The 19,236-nt window shown below is 62.7% G+C and carries 19 protein-coding genes; 11 read left to right on the top strand and 8 right to left on the bottom strand.

Annotated elements, in window-relative coordinates; all coding sequences use genetic code 11:
• Position 1: 1 nt before the first annotated feature.
• A complete protein-coding gene (locus AC07P1_RS20255) occupies positions 2-865 on the bottom strand; it encodes a MurR/RpiR family transcriptional regulator (RefSeq protein ID WP_494697505.1) in 864 nt (287 codons plus the stop codon).
• Between the two features lie 259 nt (positions 866-1,124).
• Between AC07P1_RS20255 and AC07P1_RS20250 the strand changes: the two genes are divergently transcribed.
• A complete protein-coding gene (locus AC07P1_RS20250; RefSeq protein ID WP_494697504.1) occupies positions 1,125-2,390 on the top strand; it encodes a C4-dicarboxylate transporter DctA in 1,266 nt (421 codons plus the stop codon).
• Positions 2,387-3,418, top strand: a complete 1,032-nt coding sequence (locus AC07P1_RS20245; protein ID WP_494697503.1) for a porin — start codon at positions 2,387-2,389, stop codon at positions 3,416-3,418. Before AC07P1_RS20250 ends, AC07P1_RS20245 begins: the two co-directional genes overlap by 4 nt.
• A gap of 18 nt (positions 3,419-3,436) precedes the next feature.
• On the opposite strand, the gene pcaCD is transcribed toward AC07P1_RS20245, so the two are convergent.
• The 4 genes from pcaCD to pcaH are packed head-to-tail and all read right to left on the bottom strand — an operon-like array spanning position 3,437 to position 7,330.
• Positions 3,437-4,699, bottom strand: a complete 1,263-nt coding sequence (gene pcaCD, locus AC07P1_RS20240) for a bifunctional 4-carboxymuconolactone decarboxylase/3-oxoadipate enol-lactonase PcaCD (protein WP_494697502.1) — start codon at positions 4,697-4,699, stop codon at positions 3,437-3,439.
• 7 nt (positions 4,700-4,706) lie between these two features.
• Positions 4,707-6,086 carry a lyase family protein gene (locus tag AC07P1_RS20235; RefSeq protein WP_494697501.1) on the bottom strand — a complete coding sequence of 460 codons (1,380 nt, stop codon included), beginning with the start codon at positions 6,084-6,086 and terminating at the stop codon, positions 4,707-4,709.
• An 18-nt stretch (positions 6,087-6,104) separates the two neighbouring features.
• Positions 6,105-6,626 (bottom strand): peptidase associated/transthyretin-like domain-containing protein, encoded by a 522-nt coding sequence (locus AC07P1_RS20230; RefSeq protein ID WP_494697500.1) that lies wholly within the window; start codon positions 6,624-6,626, stop codon positions 6,105-6,107.
• Positions 6,627-6,637: 11 nt separating this feature from the next.
• Complete coding sequence (gene pcaH / locus AC07P1_RS20225; RefSeq protein WP_494697499.1) at positions 6,638-7,330, bottom strand: protocatechuate 3,4-dioxygenase subunit beta; 693 nt, start codon at positions 7,328-7,330, stop codon at positions 6,638-6,640.
• Positions 7,331-7,470: 140 nt separating this feature from the next.
• Between pcaH and AC07P1_RS20220 the strand changes: the two genes are divergently transcribed.
• Positions 7,471-8,244 (top strand): IclR family transcriptional regulator domain-containing protein, encoded by a 774-nt coding sequence (locus AC07P1_RS20220; protein WP_494697498.1) that lies wholly within the window; start codon positions 7,471-7,473, stop codon positions 8,242-8,244.
• Here the strand turns inward: AC07P1_RS20220 and AC07P1_RS20215 are convergent.
• Positions 8,241-9,134 carry a helix-turn-helix domain-containing protein gene (locus AC07P1_RS20215; RefSeq protein ID WP_494697497.1) on the bottom strand — a complete coding sequence of 298 codons (894 nt, stop codon included), beginning with the start codon at positions 9,132-9,134 and terminating at the stop codon, positions 8,241-8,243. The two genes, AC07P1_RS20220 and AC07P1_RS20215, sit on opposite strands and share 4 nt — an antisense overlap.
• Before the next feature lie 134 nt (positions 9,135-9,268).
• Here AC07P1_RS20215 and AC07P1_RS20210 point away from each other — a divergent pair, with 134 nt between their 5' ends.
• Both AC07P1_RS20210 and AC07P1_RS20205 read left to right on the top strand, forming a co-directional pair.
• Positions 9,269-10,438, top strand: coding sequence for a 4-hydroxybenzoate 3-monooxygenase (locus AC07P1_RS20210; RefSeq protein ID WP_494697496.1), 1,170 nt, complete (start codon positions 9,269-9,271; stop codon positions 10,436-10,438).
• 186 nt (positions 10,439-10,624) lie between these two features.
• Positions 10,625-11,383 (top strand): Crp/Fnr family transcriptional regulator, encoded by a 759-nt coding sequence (locus AC07P1_RS20205; protein ID WP_494697495.1) that lies wholly within the window; start codon positions 10,625-10,627, stop codon positions 11,381-11,383.
• Between the two features lie 36 nt (positions 11,384-11,419).
• Here the strand turns inward: AC07P1_RS20205 and AC07P1_RS20200 are convergent, their stop codons facing one another.
• Positions 11,420-11,614 (bottom strand): hypothetical protein, encoded by a 195-nt coding sequence (locus tag AC07P1_RS20200; protein WP_494697494.1) that lies wholly within the window; start codon positions 11,612-11,614, stop codon positions 11,420-11,422.
• 174 nt (positions 11,615-11,788) lie between these two features.
• On the opposite strand from AC07P1_RS20200, the gene AC07P1_RS20195 reads away from it, so the two are divergent.
• The 3 genes from AC07P1_RS20195 to AC07P1_RS20185 are packed head-to-tail and all read left to right on the top strand — an operon-like array spanning position 11,789 to position 15,817.
• Positions 11,789-14,062 carry a TonB-dependent receptor gene (locus AC07P1_RS20195; protein ID WP_494697493.1) on the top strand — a complete coding sequence of 758 codons (2,274 nt, stop codon included), beginning with the start codon at positions 11,789-11,791 and terminating at the stop codon, positions 14,060-14,062.
• Positions 14,062-15,024, top strand: a complete 963-nt coding sequence (locus AC07P1_RS20190) for a fatty acid desaturase (RefSeq protein ID WP_494697492.1) — start codon at positions 14,062-14,064, stop codon at positions 15,022-15,024. Before AC07P1_RS20195 ends, AC07P1_RS20190 begins: the two co-directional genes overlap by 1 nt.
• Positions 15,025-15,028: 4 nt before the next feature.
• On the top strand, positions 15,029-15,817 hold the full coding sequence (locus AC07P1_RS20185) for a phosphate/phosphite/phosphonate ABC transporter substrate-binding protein (protein ID WP_494697491.1): 789 nt from the start codon (positions 15,029-15,031) through the stop codon (positions 15,815-15,817).
• A gap of 120 nt (positions 15,818-15,937) precedes the next feature.
• Here AC07P1_RS20185 and AC07P1_RS20180 read toward each other — a convergent pair whose 3' ends face one another.
• Positions 15,938-16,903, bottom strand: a complete 966-nt coding sequence (locus AC07P1_RS20180) for an aliphatic sulfonate ABC transporter substrate-binding protein (protein WP_494697490.1) — start codon at positions 16,901-16,903, stop codon at positions 15,938-15,940.
• On the opposite strand from AC07P1_RS20180, the gene AC07P1_RS20175 reads away from it, so the two are divergent.
• From AC07P1_RS20175 to AC07P1_RS20165, 3 genes are read left to right on the top strand one after another with little or no spacing between them, the layout of a single operon-like run.
• Positions 16,902-17,066, top strand: coding sequence for a hypothetical protein (locus AC07P1_RS20175; protein ID WP_494697489.1), 165 nt, complete (start codon positions 16,902-16,904; stop codon positions 17,064-17,066). The two genes, AC07P1_RS20180 and AC07P1_RS20175, sit on opposite strands and share 2 nt — an antisense overlap.
• Positions 17,067-17,117: 51 nt before the next feature.
• Positions 17,118-18,707, top strand: a complete 1,590-nt coding sequence (locus AC07P1_RS20170) for a flavin monoamine oxidase family protein (protein WP_494697488.1) — start codon at positions 17,118-17,120, stop codon at positions 18,705-18,707.
• Positions 18,708-18,733: 26 nt separating this feature from the next.
• Positions 18,734-19,234, top strand: coding sequence for a RidA family protein (locus tag AC07P1_RS20165; RefSeq protein ID WP_494697487.1), 501 nt, complete (start codon positions 18,734-18,736; stop codon positions 19,232-19,234).
• The last annotated feature ends 2 nt before the right edge of the window (positions 19,235-19,236 follow it).

Raw genomic sequence — 19,236 nt, 5'->3', positions numbered from 1 at the left:
CTCACAGCTCATTGAGCTGTGCGTGCAGCTCCTCGATCTTGATCAAACGCTGGCGGCCGGCCTGGCCGGTCTTGTCGATCAACTGCGACGCCAGCACGTGGCACAGCGCCATCACCGCCGCATGATTGTCCAGCGGCGTGGCGCTGACCGTATCGCACTTCAACACCCAGGTGGCGCCAAGGTCGCTGTGATTCGACGAATCGGTGATCAGCACTGTCTTCACGCCTGCCCGCCCCACGGCGGCGATCAGCGCTCCCAAGCCCGGCGTGCGCCTGCGCAGTCCGAACACGATGAAAATATCGTTCGGCTGCAATCCCACCAGATACTCCGCCATCGTTTCCCCTGATACCGGAAGTAGATACACGTTGCTGCGAAACTGGATGAACTGCCAGCGCAGATACGCGGCAAAAAAATAGTTGTTTCGTTGGCCGAACACGCGCACCTGCCGCGCCTTCGCGATCGCGGTGCCGACTTCGCCCACCTGTGCCGCCGACATGCCCGCGAAAGTGCGCTGGATGTTTTGCACGCTGGCCGACACATGGCGGTCGAACGGACCGCCATCCTTTCCTCCCTCGTCCGATTCGCGGCGATCCATCAGATACAGCGGCGAGCCCCAGTCCTTGCCTTCGCGCGCCAGGCGGCGCATCTGATCGTAATTCTCATAGCCCAGCCGATGGACCAGTCGCGTCATCGTCGCGTTGGACACCCCCGCCATACGCGTCACTTCCGAAGCCGAATAGCTGGCCAGCTGGCCGGGCGACTCCAGTATCACATTCGCCAGGCGCTTTTCGGCCTGCGGCAGCTGGTCCAGATGCTGCTTGATCGTGGTCGAGAGGCTGTCTATGAAAGGAGTTTTTTTTGTCATTGATCGTATTCCAGGGATAGGCGCGCAAGGATCACCCGCCGCAGCGCCAATATACACCGCCACGGCGTTTGCGGTTGTCGGAGGAATGCGACTACGCCACGCATATTTCGATGCAAGCGACAGGAAAATGTTGACGCTGAATGAAAAACAATTTTCAATGAATTAAGAAGTGAAAAATAATTATCAGAGATCGAACGGGCTTGAGAAAAGAAACCAAAGGTATGTTTTGTGCGTGTTGAATAACTAGGGAGGGATTGCAATGCGGTTTTTCAAATCACTGTTTGGCCAGATCATCGTCGCAATGTGCGCGGGCATATTGCTGGCGGTGTTCTACCCGGATATCGGCCGGAGTCTCAAGCCGCTGGGCGATGGGTTCATCAAATTAATCAAGATGATCGTGCCGATGATCGTGTTTTGTGTGGTGGTGCAGGGCATCCACGGCGCGGGCGAATTGCGCAAGGTCGGACGGGTGGGCCTGAAGGCCCTGATCTATTTCGAAGTGGTGACGACGATCGCCCTGTTGCTGGGCATCGTGCTGGCCTACGTTTTTCATCCGGGAGCAGGCATGAACATCGATGCCACCACGCTCGACGCCAGCTCGCTGACCAGCTATGTCGATAACGCGGAAGGCGTGCGCAAGGCCGGCCTGGCCGAATTCATGCTCAAGCTGATCCCCACCACGGTGGTCAGCGCCTTCACTTCCGGCGACGTACTGCAGGTGCTGTTGTTCTCCATTATATTCGGCTGCGCGCTGTCGCTGATCGGCGAGAAGGCGCAGCCGGTGGCGACCCTGATCGATGGCCTGGCCACCGCCTTCTTCAAGTGCATGTCCTTCATCATCAAGCTGGCGCCGATCGGCGTGTTCGGCGCGATCGCCTTCACGGTCGGCAAATACGGCATCGGCTCGCTCAAGCAACTGGCCATGCTGGTGCTGCTGTTCTACGGCGCGGTGATCGTCTTCGTGTTCGTCATCCTTGGCGCCATTTTGCGGGCGGCGGGTTTCAACATCTTCAAGCTGATCGGCTACCTGCGCGAGGAACTGTTGATCGTGCTGGGCACCGCTTCCTCCGACAGCGTGCTGCCGCAGGTGATGCGCAAGTTGAAGTTCATGGGCATCAAGGATTCCACCGTGGGACTGGTCATCCCCACCGGCTACTCCTTCAACCTGGATGCGTTCTCGATCTACCTGACGCTGGCCGCCGTGTTCATCGCGCAGGCCACCAACACGCCGCTGGCGACGGGCGACCTGGTGTCCATCCTGGCGATCGCGTTGATCACTTCCAAGGGCGCGCACGGCGTACCCGGTTCCGCCATCGTGATCCTCGCGGCCACGCTGACGGCGATACCCGCCATTCCGGTGGTCGGGCTGGTGCTGGTGCTGTCGGTCGATTGGTTCATCGGCATCGCGCGCGCGGCCGGCAATTTGGTCGGTAATTGCGTGGCGACGGTGGTGGTGGCGGTATGGGAGAAGGATATCGATCGCGAGCGGGCGCACGCGGTTTTAAATGGAAAGGAAAAAGCATGACGAAATCGTTTTTTGCGCTGGCGATGTTGGCGTTGTTGGCGGCTAGCGGCGCGGCGCAGGCACAGTCCGGGGTTACCGTGTATGGCAACATCGATCTGGGCGTGTCGAAGAAGACCGGCGGCGCGTTGACCGAGGGACGGCGCGATAACAACCGGCTTGGGTTCAGGGGCGTGGAGGATCTGGGCAACGGCTTGAAAGCTTTGTTCCAGCTGGAGATACGCTACGATCCGGATATCGGGACCGTCGAAGGGGTATCGCGTCCGCTGTTCCAGGGGCAGAGCCGCGTCGGTCTTCAGGGCGATTTCGGTACGGTGCGGATCGGGCGCGGCTTGACCGCCTATCAGGATTCGAACGTGGCGTTCGAGCCGTTTCGCGGCACGCCCAGCACCGCCGGTTTTGAAACCGACTTGATGGTGGCGGGCTACAACAGCCAGCCGCTCGATCCGGCCGGTTCGTCGGCGAATCGTTTTTCCAATGCGGTGTTTTATAACTCGCCCATCTTGGCGGGCTTGCAGCTCAATGTCACGGTCGCAAGCAAGGAGGCGCTTGGCAATCCGGTGCTGATCGGGCGCGGAACGGCGGCGGCGCCGCAGTATCCGGCCAATTCGAAATTGAACAGCAATCCATATTCGGCCACGCTGGTGTACAAGGCGGGCATGTTCGGGGCGATGCTGGCGTCGGAACGGAATGCCGCTGAAACCCGTTTGTGGTCGGTGGCCGCCTCGGTTCAGCCAAGGCGCGATCTGAAGCTGATGGCTTCTTATCAGAGCCAGGACCAGGATCGCACCGTGGCTGTGAATTCGGTGACCAAGGCTTGGGTGGTGGGAGCGAATCTGGATATCGGCCCTGGAACGCTGTTGGCCGGTTATGGCCGCAAGTCGCCGGATGGTGTCGTGCCGACCAAACAGATCGGGGTAGGGTACGAGTACAACCTTTCGACGCGGACGTTCCTGTATGCCGATGCGTCGCAGCGTAAGGCCGCGACGTCGGTCAATTTCTATGGTGTCGGGATACACCATAGATTCTAAGGCGCCTCCCCTGTCGGTCTAGAGGTCCGCGATGAACGCGCGGACCGCCTGGCTGAAGGCCGCCGGTTGCTCGATGTAGCTCAGGTGGGAAGCTTGGCGCAGTATCTCCAGCTTCGCGCCTGCGATGCCGTCCGCCAGCGTTTGCGACATCTCGATCGGCGTCCCCTGATCCAGTTCGCCAGCGATCACCAGGGTTGGAGCCTGGATCGCCGCCAGGCGCGCGGTCGTGTCGACCGTGCCGACCGCATTGCAGCAGCCGGTGTAGCCGACCGTGTCGGTCGAGACTACGCGGCGGCGGAAGCGGGCGACCGTCGCCGCATGATCGGCGCGGAAGCCATCGTGGAAGTAGCGCCCCATGACGGCATCGGCTATCGCGTCGATGCCGCTCTCGTTCACCGTGGCGATGCGCTGCTTCCAGGCGTCGCGCGCGGCTTGCGGATAACCCGACGTGGTATTGGCCAGCACCAGCGCGCGCACCAGCGAAGGATGGCGCAACGCCAGCTCCTGGCCGACCATGCCGCCCATCGACAAACCAACCCACACAACAGGCCCCGTATCGAGCTCGCGCAGCAGCGCGGCCGCGTCGTCGGCCAGATCGGCCATGGTGTACGCGCCCGCCGGCGACTCCGAGCTGCCATGGCCGCGGTGATCGTAGGCGATGACGCGGCTATCTTCCGCCAGCTGGTTCGCCAGCCCGTCCCACATCGTCAGGTCGCAGCCGATGGCGTGGCTCAGCACCACGGTGTGGCGCGGCGCCTTGCCGTTGCGCGGTTCGCGCACGGTGTAGTGCAGCGATGGCTTGGCTTGGGTGCTACCTTCGCGGCCGACGCCGGGGTGGCTGGCGTTGGTGGGCGCGGCAGGTTCGAGTTCGTAGCCGATCTGCGGGCCGACTTCGCGCAGGATCACCAGCGCGTGCGTGAAGGCGGTGTTCGCGGCCGGCACACCCGCGTAAATGGCCGATTGAATCAGCACTTCCTTCAATTCGTCCGGCGTCAGGCGATTGGCTTCGTCGCCCAGCAGCGCGGCGCGCACGTGCAGGTCGAACTCCTCCCAGCGCCCCAGGGCGATGGTGATGGAGAGGACGATGGCGCGGCGGGTCTTCTGCTCCAGGCCCGGACGTCCCCAGATCTCGTTCCAGGCGAAGCGCGTGATCAGGTTCTGGAAATCGGCGTTGAAGTTGTTGGCGTTGCCGAGGGACCGGTCCACCCACGCGTCGCCCAGGATGGCGCGGCGGTTGTTCAGGCCACGTTCGAAGTCGTGGTCGATGGGATCGTAGCTCATGGTGTCTTCACTTTTGGTTGAGCGTGGCGATATCGCCACGCAGGCTTTGCAGCTGTCGTTGCGCAAGCCGTCGTGCGGGCTCGGTAGCGTTGACCGGATCGAACAGCGTGCGCAGATGCGCCGCATCGACGTGGGTGCGCAGCTTGTCGTCCTGTTTCACAGCTTCCTCCAGTACGTCGGCGAGGTGGCGCTGGCTGGACAGCGCCTCGCCGGTCATTTTTTCCAGCAGCGTGTGGGCCGGCTGCTTGCCGATGGTGGCCGCCAGATAGGCAGATACCGCCTCCGCGAACACCAGCCCTTGCAAAGCGTCGATATTGCGCAGCATGCGCGCGCTGTCGATTTGCAGGCCGGCGAAGGCGTCGTTCAGCGCTTGCAGCGCGCCGTGGGCGCTCAGGAACAGGTTCGGCCACTCGGCGAGTTCCGCCTGCCAGTTGCCCAGGCCCCGCTCATGCTGCTGGCCCATGCTGGCCAACAGCGCCGCCGCGTGCTGCGGCGTGCGCGTTGCGGCGGCCAGCGCGATCATCGCCGATACCGGGTTGCGCTTGTGCGGCATGGCCGAGGAACCGCCGCGTCCATTGCCGGACGGTTCGGCCAGTTCAGCGATTTCGCCTTGCGCCATGAGGCTCAGGTCCGTGGCCAGCTTGCCCAGGCTACCGGACAACACCGCCACTTCCAGGCCGAGACGCACCCACTCGTCGCGCTGGGTGTGCCAAGCCGCCTCGGCCACCTTGAGTTTCAGCGCGGCGGCGACACGGTTGGCAACCGCAGGACCTTGTTCTCCCATCACCGCCAGCGTGCCGACGGCCCCGCCCAATTGCAGTTGCAGCGCGCGCGACGCGCTTTCGCGCAGGCGCACGCGCGCACGCACCAGGGGCGCCAGCCAGCCGGTCAGCTTGAAGCCGAAGCTGGTCACCTGGGCCGGCTGCATCAGGGTGCGGGCCAGCACCGGGGTCGCCAGATGCCGCTCCGCCAGTTCCAGCAGATGGCCGGTCAGGTCGTGCAGGCCGTCGTCCAGCAGTTGCAGCGCGTCCCGCGTCGCCAGCACCATGGCGGTGTCGATGACGTCCTGGCTGGTGCTGCCCCAATGGACCTTGCCGGCGGCCTCCGCGTCGTATAGCGCCACGGTCTTGGTCAGTTCCTTGACCAGCGGGATGGCAAGGCTGCCGGCGCGGCGCCCGGCGTTGATGATGGCGGGGATGTCATAGAGCTGCGCGTTGCAGACGCCGGCAATGGCGCGCGCCGCCGACGGTTCCATCATGCCTTCATCGGCCTGGGCCTGCGCCAGCGCTTCCTCGAAACGGAACATCGCCTGCACGATGGCCGCGTCGTCAAACACAGCGATCATGTCGGTGGTAGTCAGGAAGCTGTCGAAAATGGATACACTCACTGCTGCTCCAGTTCTGGTTCAAACATAGTCGAAGAAGGCGGTTTCCTGCGCGCCCTGCATGTGGATGTTCCAGCGGTACTGGCCATCGGCGGTTTTGACCGCGAGCAGGGTGGGGCGGCGCACTGCCGGAATTTGCTCAAGTATCGCCGATTCCGCGATTCCGGCGTCGTCTTCCAGGAAAACGGCGGTGAACTGGTGCTTGACCAAACCGCGCGCGAACACGGTGATATAGGCCAGCGGCAGGCCCGGCGCCTGCGGGATTGCCGACAGGCGCAAAGTGAACTCGCCCTGGTCGCCGCTCGGCACGCGGCGGAAGCCGGCCAACGGCTGCGATGCTTCCGCTTCGGCTGCCGCCGGCTGCCATGCTTCGATCTGCGCGTCGTTGATCGCCACGCCGTCGCCGTCGTAGATGGTGCCGCTGATGGTGATGACGTCGACCGGCTTGGCGGCGTCGCTGAGGTCCACTGCCCATTGCCATGCCGCGTGCGAGAACGGGCCGATGGTCTGCGATGTGGTGATAGGTTTTGCTGGATTGGTCATGTCGGTACCCCTCAGATGCCGGTTGGCGTGGCGTCGCGGCCGCGCAGCACGATGTCGAATTCATAGCCCAGCATTTCGGCGCCGACCGTGTGCTCAAGGCTGAAGCGCGAGATCAGTCGCTGGCGCGCGGCCAGGTCCGGAATGCTCTGGAAGATCGGATCGTAGTCGAACAGCGGATCGCTGGGGAAGTACATTTGTGTGACCAGGCGCTGCGCGTACACGTTCCCGAACAGCGAGAAGTGGATGTGCGCCGGACGCCAGGCCTTGTCGTGGTTACCCCATGGGTACGGGCCCGGTTTGATGGTGACGAAGCGGTAGCGGCCATCGTCGTCGGTCATCATCTTGCCCCAGCCGTTGAAGTTGGGGTCCAGCGGCGCGTCGTGCTGGTCGCGCTTGTGGCGATAGCGGCCGGCCGCGTTGCACTGCCAGACTTCCAGCAGCGAGTTGCGTACCGGTTTGCCGTCTTCATCGAGCACGCGGCCGGTGACGACGATCTTCTCGCCCAGCGGTTCCGATTCGCCGTGCGCGGTCAGGTCCATATCGTTCGGCAGCAGGATGCGCGACGACGGCACGATGTTTTGCGTCACCGGGACCGGCGCGACGATGCGTAGCGCCGGCTGCACCGGCCCGCGTTTGAGGGTGGATTTATATTCTGGGTAAATCAGCTCCGGATAGACGCCGGGCGCGATAGCATCGAATTTCACTGCTGGTCTCCTGATGGTGTGTGTGTTCTGTAGCTGATGGTACGAAAGCGGGCATGCCGTCACAAGCCACCTGGGGCGTGTTATATTCGCTATACGCACATTTTGTGCGAATATCGCCCAAAATCTCATTTTTCTCCGTTATGAGCACCGAAAACGACGTTCCAGCCAAGCGCGACATGATCGCCGGCCTTGAAAAAGGCTTGCAGGTGATCGAGGCGTTCGACCAGGAGCGCGGCCGCCTGAGCATCGCCGAAGTGGCCGAGCGCACCGGCCTGACACGCGCTGCGGCGCGCCGCTACCTGATCACGCTCACGCATCTGGGTTATATGCGGCACGAGAACAAACTGTTTTCGCTGACGCCGATGGTGCTGCGGCTTGGCCAGTCCTACCTGCATTCGGCGCGCCTTCCGCGTTTGGCGCAGCCGCTGTTGTACCGGCTCGCGTATTCGGTGGGGGAGGCTGCATCCGTCGGTGTGCTCGATCACGATCAATTGGTGTGCGTCGCGGCGGTCAGCGCCGGCCAGTTGGTGTCCGCCACCCTGCAACCCGGGACGCGGGTGCCGGCTTGGTGCACCGCGAACGGCCGCATGCTGTTGGCGAGCCTGCCGCAGGACCAGCTGGACGCCTTTCTGGCCCGCGTGCGGCCGGAACAGATCACCGAGCATACGATCGTCGGCAAGGAGCGGTTGGCGCTGGAGATCGCACGCGCCCGGGCGCAGGGCTACGCGCTGGTGGACCAGGAGCTGGAGCTGGGACTGCGCACGATGGCCGTCCCGCTGAAAAATTTTCGCGGCGACGTGGTGGCGGCCATGAACATCAGCGTCCACGCGGCGCGCATGCCGCTCGACCAGATGGTGGAGCGCTGCCTGCCGGCGCTGATCAAGATGCAGGTGGAACTGAACGCCTTGCTTTAGTCGTTCTTGCGGAATTCCTTGGGCGTGAGGCCCATGCGTTTCTTGAACAGGCGACTGAAGTACGCCGGGTCCTGGAAGCCTAGTTCATAGGCGATGCTGGCGATGCTGGCCGGGACGTAGGTCAGCTTGCGGCACGCCTCCAGCATCAGCCTGTCCTGCGTGATGTCGAACGCGGATTTGCCGGACAGCTTGAGGCACAGGCGGTTCAGGCGTACCGGCGACGCCTTGAGCACATCGGCATACTGGCCAACCTGCCACTGCTCCTTGAAATGACGCTCCACCTCCGCCCGGAAGCGGCTGAATAACTCGAAGTCGCCCCGGCCAGACTGGTCGGCGAAGCGGTGGTCGGCCTGCACGCGCACCAGCAGCAGCAGGGCGGCGCGGGCAAGCCACTCCAGCATCAGCGTGTGGCCGTATTGCGGCCAGGCCGCTTCCGCCAGCAGTTGCTGGAGCAGCGCCTCCAGACGCGCGCGCACCTCAGGCAGGCCCGCCAGATCGATCGCCAGCGGCTCGACGAATAGCGTGGAATACAAATCGCCCTGGTTGTCGGCCCCCGAGAAAATCACATTCTGGTCCACCGTCAGCACGTAACCCTGCGCCTCGGGCGAAAAATCGAAGCCGTGCACCACCGACGGATGGATGGTCAGCACGGCCGGGCCGCGCCGCTCCCACAACGCGTCGTTGACGCTGGCGCGCACTTCGCCGCCGAATAAAAAAAGTACCTGAAACATCCCCGGATGGGTGTGGTTATCGATATGCCAGTCATACATGCGGCTGCGCGTTTCGATCAGCTCTATGTGAACGAATTCAGCGTTTTCCTTGCGGGTTTGCTCCCCGTAGAGGGCAAACTTGGGTATCTCGGCGAGTGGTTCTTTGGCTGGGGAGGGCATGGTGTGCAATCGGCGGTTTGTCTAAATAGTACAAGTTTTATGCCGTTTCATCCATTTTTTTTAGGGCGCGGCGGCGCTACGATGGCGTCATAGAAGAATCTATATCGCATCCATAAACCACATCGGAGACAACCATGCGTACCCAAGTAGCCATCATCGGCGCGGGCCCGGCCGGCCTGCTGTTATCTCATTTGCTGCACCTCGACGGCATCGAGTCGATCATCGTCGAAACCCGCTCCCGCGCCGACATCGAGGCGACCATCCGCGCCGGCGTGCTGGAACAGGGCACCATGGATATCCTGAACGACTCCGGCGTCGGTGAACGGATGCGCGGCCAGGGTGCGCTGCACCACGGCTTCGAGCTGGCCTTCGGCGGCAAGCGCCATCGCATCGACCTGACGGGTTTGACCGGCAAGGCCATCACCGTCTATCCGCAGCATGAGGTGATCAAGGACCTGGTGGCGGCGCGCCTGGCCGCCGATGGCCAGATCCTGTTCGAGGTGAGCGAGGTGGCGCTGCACGGCGTCGACACGCAAACGCCGTCGGCCACCTTCATGCACGGCGGCGAGGCGCGCTCGATCGAGGCCGACTTCGTGATCGGCTGCGATGGCTATCATGGCGTCAGCCGCCCGGCGATGCCGGCGCAGGAGCAGCGCAAGAACTTTCAGCGCATCTATCCCTTCGGCTGGTTCGGCATCCTGGTCGAATCGGCGCCGTCGTCCGAGGAACTGATCTACGCGCAGCATGACCGCGGCTTCGCGCTGGTCAGCACCCGTTCGCCGACGGTGCAGCGGCTGTACTTCCAGTGCGACCCATCGGATCACGTCGACAACTGGTCGGACGATCAGATTTGGGCGGAGCTGCACGCGCGCCTGGAAAACCACGATGGCTGGAAGCTCAACGAAGGCAAGATATTCCAGAAAAATATCATCGGCATGCGCAGCTTCGTGTCGACGCCGATGCAATCGGGCCGCTTGTTCCTGGCAGGCGACTCGGCGCACATCGTGCCGCCGACGGGCGCCAAGGGCATGAACCTGGCCGTCTCCGACGTCAAGCTGCTGGCGCGTGGGCTGGAGCAGTTCTACAAGAAAGGCAGCGGCGAGAGGCTTGCAAGCTACACCGACGATGCGCTCAAGCGCATTTGGCGCGCGGAGTATTTTTCGTGGACGATGACCCGGTTGCTGCACACCTTCGCCGAGTCCACGCCGTTCGAGCGCGAGATGCAGCGCGCGGAGCTGGAGAATATCGTCACTTCGCGGGCGATGGCGACGGCGCTGGCGGAGAATTATGTCGGGGCGTTTTAAACCCCACTGGCGGAAGGGTAGGAATACAAGAGGGATCGCGTAGGACTGGGATGACAAAGTGCTATGTTCCCAGCCTACATATGCCTCCTACGCGCTCCTATGAGCTAGCGCACATAGCGGGGATATAGTGTATCCATCAGGTCGGCAACGATCTACCGGAATAAAACACACTATAAGAGGCTCGCCATGCAACAAGCTACTCACACCAACGTCTCGGGCAACGCAGTACTGGCAATGCACGCAGTCACCCCTGCCGCTGCCCCGTCGCCCGCCATCAGCATCGTCGGCGCACAGCAGAACGAACTGCTGCGGGCCCTGTCGCGTGAGGAGCTGGTTAGCCTGTTCGACCACCTCGAACTGGTGCCTCTGACCGCCGGCAAACACTTGTTCGACTTCGGCGACAAGATGGAATACGCCTTCTTCCCGACCAACGCCATCGTCTCGCTGCAGTATGTGACCGAAGACGGCGGCGCGACCGAGATCGCGGTCGTTGGCCGCGAAGGCGTGGTCGGCGTGTCGATGTACGAAACCGAACGCGCCAACTGCTCGGCGGTGGTGCAGAGCGCCGGTTACGGCTATCGCATCAAATCGGCGGTGCTGCGCGAAGCCTTCTTCAGCGGTGGCGCCCTTGCGCAACAGCTGATGCGCCATACCAGCGCGCTGTTTGCCCAACTGGCGCAAACGGTGGCCGGTGTCCGTCACGGCAGCATCGAGCAGCGGCTGTGCCGCTGGCTGCTGGAACGCCTGGACCGCTCCACTTCCAACGAACTGAAAGTGACGCAGGAGATGATCGCCAATATGCTGGGCGTGCGCCGCGAGAGCATCACCTGCTCGGCGGGCAAGCTGCAGGAAGAAGGTTTGATCGAATACCGTCGCGGCACCGTCACCGTTCTGGATCGCAGCGGCATGGAACGTCGTGCCGGCGGCTGCTACGTCGCCGCGTAACAGCTTCTCTATCCGTACTTCTTCGCTTCAAACTTCTTAGTGCAGGTACCTCGGCGCATGCTGGAGTTGATCCAGCTTGCGCTGCACCAGAGAGTACCAGGCCATCGCCCATTTGGACGCCAGCATCGATTCCTCCACCGTCGGCGCGGACATGGTCCGCTGAACCGCCATCATCTGGCGATGTAGGGCGCGCGCGGCGGGCGTGTGTTTGGGGGCTTTTGAAGTATCCATGGGTCTTATTGTGGCCTCGTCACAAAACTCCGGCTGTGCGGTGTACCACGTTGGCGCACAGCTACTTTCTTTTCCAATTTTCTTCTAAGCAAGCTCGTTTATCTTCCTTTCCCAGTCTTTTTCGGGTCTATATACTGTTTTCTCATGGTATAGCCTGCTTAAAAAGGAAAAATGATGGGGAAGAGGGATTATCGGGTCGCGGCCGTGTTGTCGGTTGGCGTCATCGCTGGCGCTCAGGCGCAGACATCAGCGCCGCCGCAGGATGGCGACCGGATAGAAAAAGTGGAGGTCACCGCGACGCGTTCCGCCAGCGCGGTCGACGTGCAGCAGGTGCCGGCGGCGATTACGGTGCTCAAGCCGGACAATCTGACCAAATATGGCCTCGGTAATCTGACAGATATCGCCAGCCTGGTGCCGGCGATGTCGGTCCAGGAGCAGGGGCCGGGCATCAATAACATCACAATGCGTGGATTGGTCGTGCGGGGCATCGTCCCTTCCGAGGTTCAGGACGCATCTCTGGTCGCGGTGTACATCGACGACATGCCGGTGACGCTGAAATCGTCCAATCCGGACCTGAAGGTGCTGGACCTGGAGCGCATCGAGGTGCTGCAAGGCCCGCAGGGCACACTGTTCGGCGCGGGCGCGATGGCGGGCGCGGTCCGCCAGATCACCCAGAAACCCGATTTGACCGATTTATTCGGCTCGGTGGAGGCGGTCGGCTCCAGCACCTCCAAATTTGGTGGTGGAAATCACAACCTGCGCGGCATGGTCAACCTGCCACTGAAAAGCGATGTGCTTGGGCTTCGTTTGACCGCCTACACGGGCAACGACTCCGGTTACATCCGCAACCAATATAACGGCGCCATCACCAACGCCGTCTCCACCAGCCAGGGCAGGGCCGCGTTGCGCTTGAAGGCCTCGCGCGACCTGGTGATCGACGCCAGCGTCACCGCCTCCAACGTCAAGGCTGGCGTCAACGACGCCTACGGCGATCTGGCGCCTTACACCACCTTTGCCCTCATCCCGCAGACCAGCAACGACAAACTGCAGCTGTATAACGTCGGCGTCAATTACGATTTGGGCGGCGCGCAGCTGGTTTCCTCGACTTCCTACCTGCATCGCGACACGCTGTACGTGACATCGGCCCAGTATCCGGCGACGGCGTTCATCTTCGGCGGACAAAATCCGCTGATGCAGGCCGCCTACACGATCGGTAACAAGGTCGAGGACTTTGCGCAGGAGTTCCGCGTCAATTCCAAGGGCGAAGGTCCGTTCAAGTGGACCGCCGGCGCCTTCTTCGAGAAGGGCAAACGCAATACGCTGCAGGACGAGCCGACGGTCGGTTTCGATGCGCGTTACGCCGAGACCCGCAACTTCCCGGGCTATAACTCGCAGATCAATGAACTGGCTTTCAATCCGGACGATTTCTTCTCGGGTGCGCAAAACACCAAATCGCGCCAGGCGGCGTTGTTCGCCGAAGCGACGTACACTGTCTGGGAAAAGCTGGACCTGACGGCCGGCGTGAGGCTGTTCCGTGGCACGCAAGACTTCGATCTGCGTTTCAGCGGCTTGTTCGGCAATCTGGTCGGCGCCACGCCGGCGGCGCCGGTCGGGCAGCCGACACTCAGTAACAGCAGCGCGACGTCGAAAGGCGCCAATCCGCGCTTCGTTGCCGCCTACCGTCTCGACCCGGACCACACGCTCTACGCCTCGGCGGGCAAGGGCTTCCGCTATGGCGGCAACAACCAGCCGGTGCCTTTCAACTTCTGCGGCATCAACGCGCCGACCACCTTCGAGCCGGACAGCCTCTGGAATTACGAGGTCGGCTCGAAAAACACGCTGCTTAACCACCGCATGACCTTCAACGCCAGCGCCTATGTGATCGAATGGAAGGACGTGCAGGTCTTCAACCGCCTGCCTTGCACCTACTACTTCACGCAAAACGCCGGCAAGATCCGTAGCGAAGGCCTGGAGCTGGAAACCGCCTTCAAGCTGACGCGGCGTGCATCGGTGGGACTGAGCGCGGCCTACAATCACGCCTACGCCACGCGAACCGTGGTGACCGGCATCGCGGCGCAGAACATCCCCGAAGGCAGCCGCGTGCCGTACGCGCCTCGCTTGTCGGCCACCGCGACCGCCAGCTACAGCATCCCGGTGCGCGGTTCGGACGAAGTGGGCATCTCCGCCAGCTATGCGTATCGCGGCGACGCCTACACCAATTTCGCGCCGGAGCAGGGCAGTTATGCGCGCATTCCGTCGTCGAACACGGTCAACGCCACGGTGACGTACAAGACCGGCGCCTACGAGGTCGGCCTGTTCGGCACCAATCTGACCAACGGCGCCAAGGTGAGCGACGTCGTACCCAACAACATCGCCATCCAACCTGGCAATCTGGTGTACATGGCGCGTCCCCGCACTGTGGGACTGCGCGTTAAAGCGAGATTCTGATGCTGAAGCAGCGGCCCTCCGAGTATATCGATGCGCGTCAGCGCGGCGAGGTCGCTGCGGAACGGAGCCGCTTGCTATGGCTGGGCGAGTGGCCGACCTGGCTGCTGATCGCCGTCATCCACGGCGGCTGGTTGCTGACGCTTGCATATTGGCGTGAGGTCGGCGCGGTGCCCGCCACGTTGCTGATGATCTGGTGGTGCGCCTGGTACATGTCGTTGCAGCACGAGCTGATACACGGCCATCCCACCCGTTGGCCGGCGCTGAACCGCCTGTTCGGCTATCTGCCGCTGGCGGTCTGGTACCCGTATGGGTTATACCGCGACAGCCATCTGCGCCACCACAACGACTTTCATTTGACGATGCCGGCGCTGGACACAGAGAGCAATTACGTCGCCCCCGCGCGGTGGGCGGCCATGGGCAAGCCTTTGCGCGCGCTGCACTGGTTTAACAAGACCCTTTGGGGACGAATGCTCGTCGGACCCGCGCTGGCTGTCACCGGCGCTTGGGTCGAGGCGGTGCGCGAACCGTTGCGCGGCGAATGGCGCAACGTGCCGATGTGGCTTGGCCATCTCGTCATGCTGGCGGCGATGTTGTGGTGGGTGCGGTCGGCCTTCGGCGTCGAGCCGCTGTACTATTTGTTGGCGATCTCGTATCCGGCGCAATCGCTGGCGATGGTGCGTTCGTACTATGAACACCGGCCGGCGGCGGATCACAAGCAGCGCATCGTGCTCAATGAAGCCGGCTTTGTCTGGCGGGTGCTGTTCCTGAATAATAATCTGCACCTGGTTCATCACGACCTGCCTTCGGTGCCGTGGTATTTGCTGCCGCGTGTCTACAAGGTGCGGCGACTGGCTTACAATACGCGCAGTGGCGGCTTTCATGTCCAGGGTTATGGACGGTTGATGCGCCGTTTTGGTTTCGGCGCGATCGACGCGCCGGTCCATCCCCACATGCCGGATTAGCCAAATGACCTGGATCGCCGCTCTGCCCATGTACAACGTCTCCGCGCGGCTTGGGCAGGCGTATGAGGACTTGGTGGTGACCCTGGCGGAGGAGGCCGGACAGGCGGTGTCGCTGGAATTGCCTTCGGACCTGCCGGCGTTCTGGCGGCGGCGGGATCTGCTGCTTAGCCAGACTTGCGGTTATCCTTACATGACCCAGTTGCGCGGTGAGGTGACATTGGTCGCCACGCCTTGCTACGATTTCGCCGGGTGTTCGGGTAGCGATTATTCGAGCGTGATCGTGGTGCGCGAGGGGGCGGAGGTCGATGTGCTGGCCGATGCGGTTGGGCTGGTAGCGGTGGTCAATGATTTGAACTCCAATAGCGGGATGAATGTACTGCGCCATGCGGTGGCGCCGCTTTCGCGCGGCGGGCGTTTTTTTGGCCGGGTGATTCAGTCGGGTAGCCATGCCGCCAGCGTGCGCATGGTGCGCCAGGGCGCGGCCGATATCGCGGCGGTGGATTGTGTGACGTGGGGGTATCTGGCGCGGGAGGATTCGGGAGCGTTGAGGGGGCTGAAGGTGTTGCGGTATTCGGTGGTGTCGCCGGGGTTGCCTTTGATTGCGGGCGGCGGCGTGGAGGAGGCGTTGGTGCTGCGGCTGCGCGCGGCTTTGCTGCGGCCGAGTGCGCGGTTGCGGGAGCCGATGGAGGTGTTGAGTATCAGCGGCTTTGAATATCGAGGCGATACCGATTACGAACGGATACTTCAAATTCAGAGCGAAGCCGAGGCGGCTGCATACCCGGCAATCACGTAGGGCGGATTAGCGCAGCGTAATCCGCCAATGCATGCTTCGTCGGCGGCTCACAAATGGCGGATTACGGCTTCGCCTAATCCGCCCTACGTGTCTCCGCGATGTATCAAGCTGCGCCAAATGCTATTTCGCGCCACGCCACAGCGGCACGGCCGTCGCATCCAGCTTGCGCGGCAGCAGGCCCTCGCCGTAAAACGCATCTGCAATGCGCTGCTGCTCTCCCAGCGCATCCTTTTGCACAAGCCGCACATCGTAACTACGCCGGCTATTGGCCAGTTCCACCGTCTTCGCATCCAGCCCCCACGCCGGCGCCAGCAACTCGGACGCCTCCTTCGGCGATTGCTTGACCCACTTGCCTGTCTTGCGCAAGGCCTCAAAAACCACCGCCAGCACATCCGAACGCGCCTCCGCATAGCTGGTCGCGGCCAGATAGTAGCGCTGGTAGTCGGCGATATTGCGGCCGTCCGCCAAAATCTTCACCGACGACTGCCGCTGCACGCCTGCCAGGTACGGGTCCCAAGTCACCCAGGCTGCGACGCTGCCACGCTCGAACGCCGCGCGGCCATCGGCCGGTGTCAGATACGCAGGTTCGATATCCTTGAAACGCAGGCCCGTCTTGTCCAGCGCCGCGATCAGCAGATAGTGGCTGCCGGCCGCCTTGGTCAGCGCGATCTTCTTCCCCTTTAAATCAGCCACCGTCGCATACGGCGCGTTGGCGCGCACGACGATCGCCTGTGCAGATGGTGACGGCGACTCCTGCGCAAAATAGGTTAGCTGCGCGCCGGCCGCCTGCGCAAAGACGGGCACGGTGTCCGCCACGTCCGCGCTCAAATCCACGCCGCCGACATTGAGCGCCTCCAGCAGCGGCAGGCCGCTGGAGAACTCATGCCAACTGACTTTGACGCCCAGCGGTGCGAGATCCTGTTCCAGTTGGCCGCGCACCTTGAGGATGGTGAGCAGGGTGGATGACTTCTGATAGCCGATGCGCAGCGTCGACGGTTTTTGCGCCATCGCAGGCAAGGAAGCCAGTGGCAGCAAGGATGTCAGCGCAAACAGGGATAGCACGGTACGGCGGCGCGGGGTGAACATGAAGGCTCCGGAAGTTGGTTATCTTTCGATTGTAGGTCGTCTGCCGCCGGTGCTGGAACGAATGGTTTCGCGTTTGGATATAGCGCCAGCAGATATCGTCCACGTAAATACATTATTCTCAAAATTCATATTTGAATATGATAAACAATTAGTTTCTACATAATTATCCGCGTCATAAGATCGCTCCGACTTAACCAACTTGTGGAGCTAACTTATGACAGTGTCGCGTCGGACCTTCCTTGTGCAGCTTGCTGCCACCAGCGGCTACGCCGCCGCAGCCGCCGCGATGACGACCTTGGGATTGGGCGCGCCGGCGATCGCGGCCGCCGGCCAAACCGCCGGTTTGCAGCTGGCGCCCGGCTCGGGGAAGGGCTTGCGCGTGCTGGTGCTGGGTGCGGGCGTCGCCGGCCTGGTGTCGGCCTACGAGTTGCGAAAAGCAGGCTACGAGGTGCAGGTGGTGGAGGCGCGTGACCGCGTTGGCGGCCGTAATTGGACGATCCGCAATGGCACACGCATTGAGTACGACGACGGTACCACGCAGACCGCCGAATTCGAGCCGGACCACTATTTCAACGCGGGGCCGGCGCGTTTGCCCAGCCATCACCAGACCATCCTCGGATATTGCCGCGAGTTCGGCGTCGAGCTGGAGGCTGAGGTCAACACAAGCCGCAGCGCCTATTTTCTGCCCGATGCGGCCAAGGGCGGACAGCCGATCCAGCTGCGGCGCGCCATCAACGACGCGCGCGGCCATATCTCCGAGCTGTTGGCCAAGTCGGTCAATCGCGGCGCGCTCGATCAAGAGCTGAGCACCGACGACCGCGCGCGGCTGGTCGAATTCCTCAAGGTCTATGGCGACCTGACGCCAAAGGCGGAGTTCAAGGGCACCGAACGCTCCGGCTACAAGGTCTTTCCGGGATCGGCGGAGCAGGTCGGCGAACGCCAGGAGCCGCTGTCGCTGGAGGCCTTGCTCGATCCGGATCTTTGGACCTCGCTGATCTTCGATGAATTGCTGATCTTCCAGCCGACGATGCTGCAGCCGGTAGGCGGCATGGACCGCATCCCCCACGCCTTCCACGAACGGCTGAAGGATGTCGTGCGGCTGAACACCGAGGTCAAGGCCATCCGCAACAAGCCCACTGGCGTCGATGTGACGGTACGCGACCGCGCCAGCGGCAAGGAGCAGGTGTTGTCGGCCGATTTCGCCATAACGACTTTCCCGTTGCCGGTGCTGGCGCTGGTCGACACGAATTTCTCGCCGGAGGTGAAAGCCGCGATCACCGGTGTCCACTACGACACCGCCAGCAAGATCGCCTGGCAGTCGCGCCGCTTCTGGGAGACGGATACCCATATCTACGGCGGCATCTCCATCGTCAAGCACGAGACGGGGCTGATCTGGTATCCAAGTGGCGGTTTTCACAAGGCCAGCGGCGTGCTGGTCGGGTGCTACAACATCGGCCAGGCCGCGCGAGATTTCACCGCCAAACCCTTGGCCGCGCAATTCGCTTCCTCGCGCGGTGTCATCGACCGCGTGCATCCGGGGCGCGGCGCCGAACTGCAGCGTCCCGTCAGCGTGGCCTGGCACAAGGTGCCGTACAGCCTTGGGTCCTGGGTGCACTGGGCCACGCCGGCGGAGAAGGAATACACATTACTCAATAAGCCGGAGGGGCGCGTCCACTTCGCCGGCGAGTACCTGAGCCAGATCGGCGCCTGGCAGGAGGGCGCCGCGCTATCGGCCCATCATGCCATCGCCGCCATCGCACAGCGCGTTGCTTCCGGCGCTGCCGTCGCCAAGCGCGCCGCCTGATTTTTTTCACTATGAGAGACCACGCCATGAAAACCACCGCAAAAGTACTTTTCGCAAGCCTGTTGTTGTCCACCGCCGCCGCCCAGGCGCAGCAGATCAAGCGCACGCCGATCCCCAATTCGAATTTCCCGATCTCGGTCGCCGTCACGGTGCCGGCCAACGCGGAAACCATCTATTTCAGCGGTGTGCTGCCGGATATCGCGGACGCCGCCGCGCCGAAGGGAACGCCGGCCGCGTATGGCAGTACCGAGACGCAGACCGCGTCGGTACTACGCAAGCTGCAGGCCGCGCTGGCGGCCGAAGGCTTGACCTTCGGCGACGTCGTCTCGTTGCGCGTGTTCCTGGTGGGCGATCCGAAGTTGGATAACAAACTCGATTTCAACGGACTGAATACCGCCTTCGGCCAGTTCTTCGGCACCGCCGCGCAACCGGCAAAGCCGGCCCGAACAGCCTTGCAGGTCGCCGCACTGCCGCTGCCTGGCGCCCTGGTGGAGATCGACCTGGTCGCCGCCCGCGTCAAGCCATAACT

The organism is Duganella sp. GW821-FHT07F09 (genome assembly GCF_059418705.1).
This window is presented reverse-complemented; position numbering and strand designations above follow the sequence as displayed.

Excerpts from the sequence above, each read along its gene's own strand:
- AC07P1_RS20220 (WP_494697498.1), top strand. The coding sequence starts at position 7,471 with ATGAGCACCGAAAACGACGTTCCAGCCAAGCGCGACATGATCGCCGGC.
- AC07P1_RS20255 (WP_494697505.1), bottom strand. The coding sequence starts at position 865 with ATGACAAAAAAAACTCCTTTCATAGACAGCCTCTCGACCACGATCAAG.
- AC07P1_RS20175 (WP_494697489.1), top strand. The coding sequence starts at position 16,902 with ATGAAGGCTCCGGAAGTTGGTTATCTTTCGATTGTAGGTCGTCTGCCG.
- AC07P1_RS20170 (WP_494697488.1), top strand. The coding sequence starts at position 17,118 with ATGACAGTGTCGCGTCGGACCTTCCTTGTGCAGCTTGCTGCCACCAGC.
- AC07P1_RS20195 (WP_494697493.1), top strand. The coding sequence starts at position 11,789 with ATGGGGAAGAGGGATTATCGGGTCGCGGCCGTGTTGTCGGTTGGCGTC.
- AC07P1_RS20200 (WP_494697494.1), bottom strand. The coding sequence starts at position 11,614 with ATGGATACTTCAAAAGCCCCCAAACACACGCCCGCCGCGCGCGCCCTA.
- AC07P1_RS20180 (WP_494697490.1), bottom strand. The coding sequence starts at position 16,903 with ATGTTCACCCCGCGCCGCCGTACCGTGCTATCCCTGTTTGCGCTGACA.
- AC07P1_RS20205 (WP_494697495.1), top strand. The coding sequence starts at position 10,625 with ATGCAACAAGCTACTCACACCAACGTCTCGGGCAACGCAGTACTGGCA.
- pcaCD (WP_494697502.1), bottom strand. The coding sequence starts at position 4,699 with ATGAGCTACGATCCCATCGACCACGACTTCGAACGTGGCCTGAACAAC.
- AC07P1_RS20210 (WP_494697496.1), top strand. The coding sequence starts at position 9,269 with ATGCGTACCCAAGTAGCCATCATCGGCGCGGGCCCGGCCGGCCTGCTG.
- AC07P1_RS20230 (WP_494697500.1), bottom strand. The coding sequence starts at position 6,626 with ATGACCAATCCAGCAAAACCTATCACCACATCGCAGACCATCGGCCCG.
- AC07P1_RS20215 (WP_494697497.1), bottom strand. The coding sequence starts at position 9,134 with ATGCCCTCCCCAGCCAAAGAACCACTCGCCGAGATACCCAAGTTTGCC.
- AC07P1_RS20245 (WP_494697503.1), top strand. The coding sequence starts at position 2,387 with ATGACGAAATCGTTTTTTGCGCTGGCGATGTTGGCGTTGTTGGCGGCT.
- AC07P1_RS20190 (WP_494697492.1), top strand. The coding sequence starts at position 14,062 with ATGCTGAAGCAGCGGCCCTCCGAGTATATCGATGCGCGTCAGCGCGGC.
- AC07P1_RS20185 (WP_494697491.1), top strand. The coding sequence starts at position 15,029 with ATGACCTGGATCGCCGCTCTGCCCATGTACAACGTCTCCGCGCGGCTT.
- AC07P1_RS20250 (WP_494697504.1), top strand. The coding sequence starts at position 1,125 with ATGCGGTTTTTCAAATCACTGTTTGGCCAGATCATCGTCGCAATGTGC.
- AC07P1_RS20165 (WP_494697487.1), top strand. The coding sequence starts at position 18,734 with ATGAAAACCACCGCAAAAGTACTTTTCGCAAGCCTGTTGTTGTCCACC.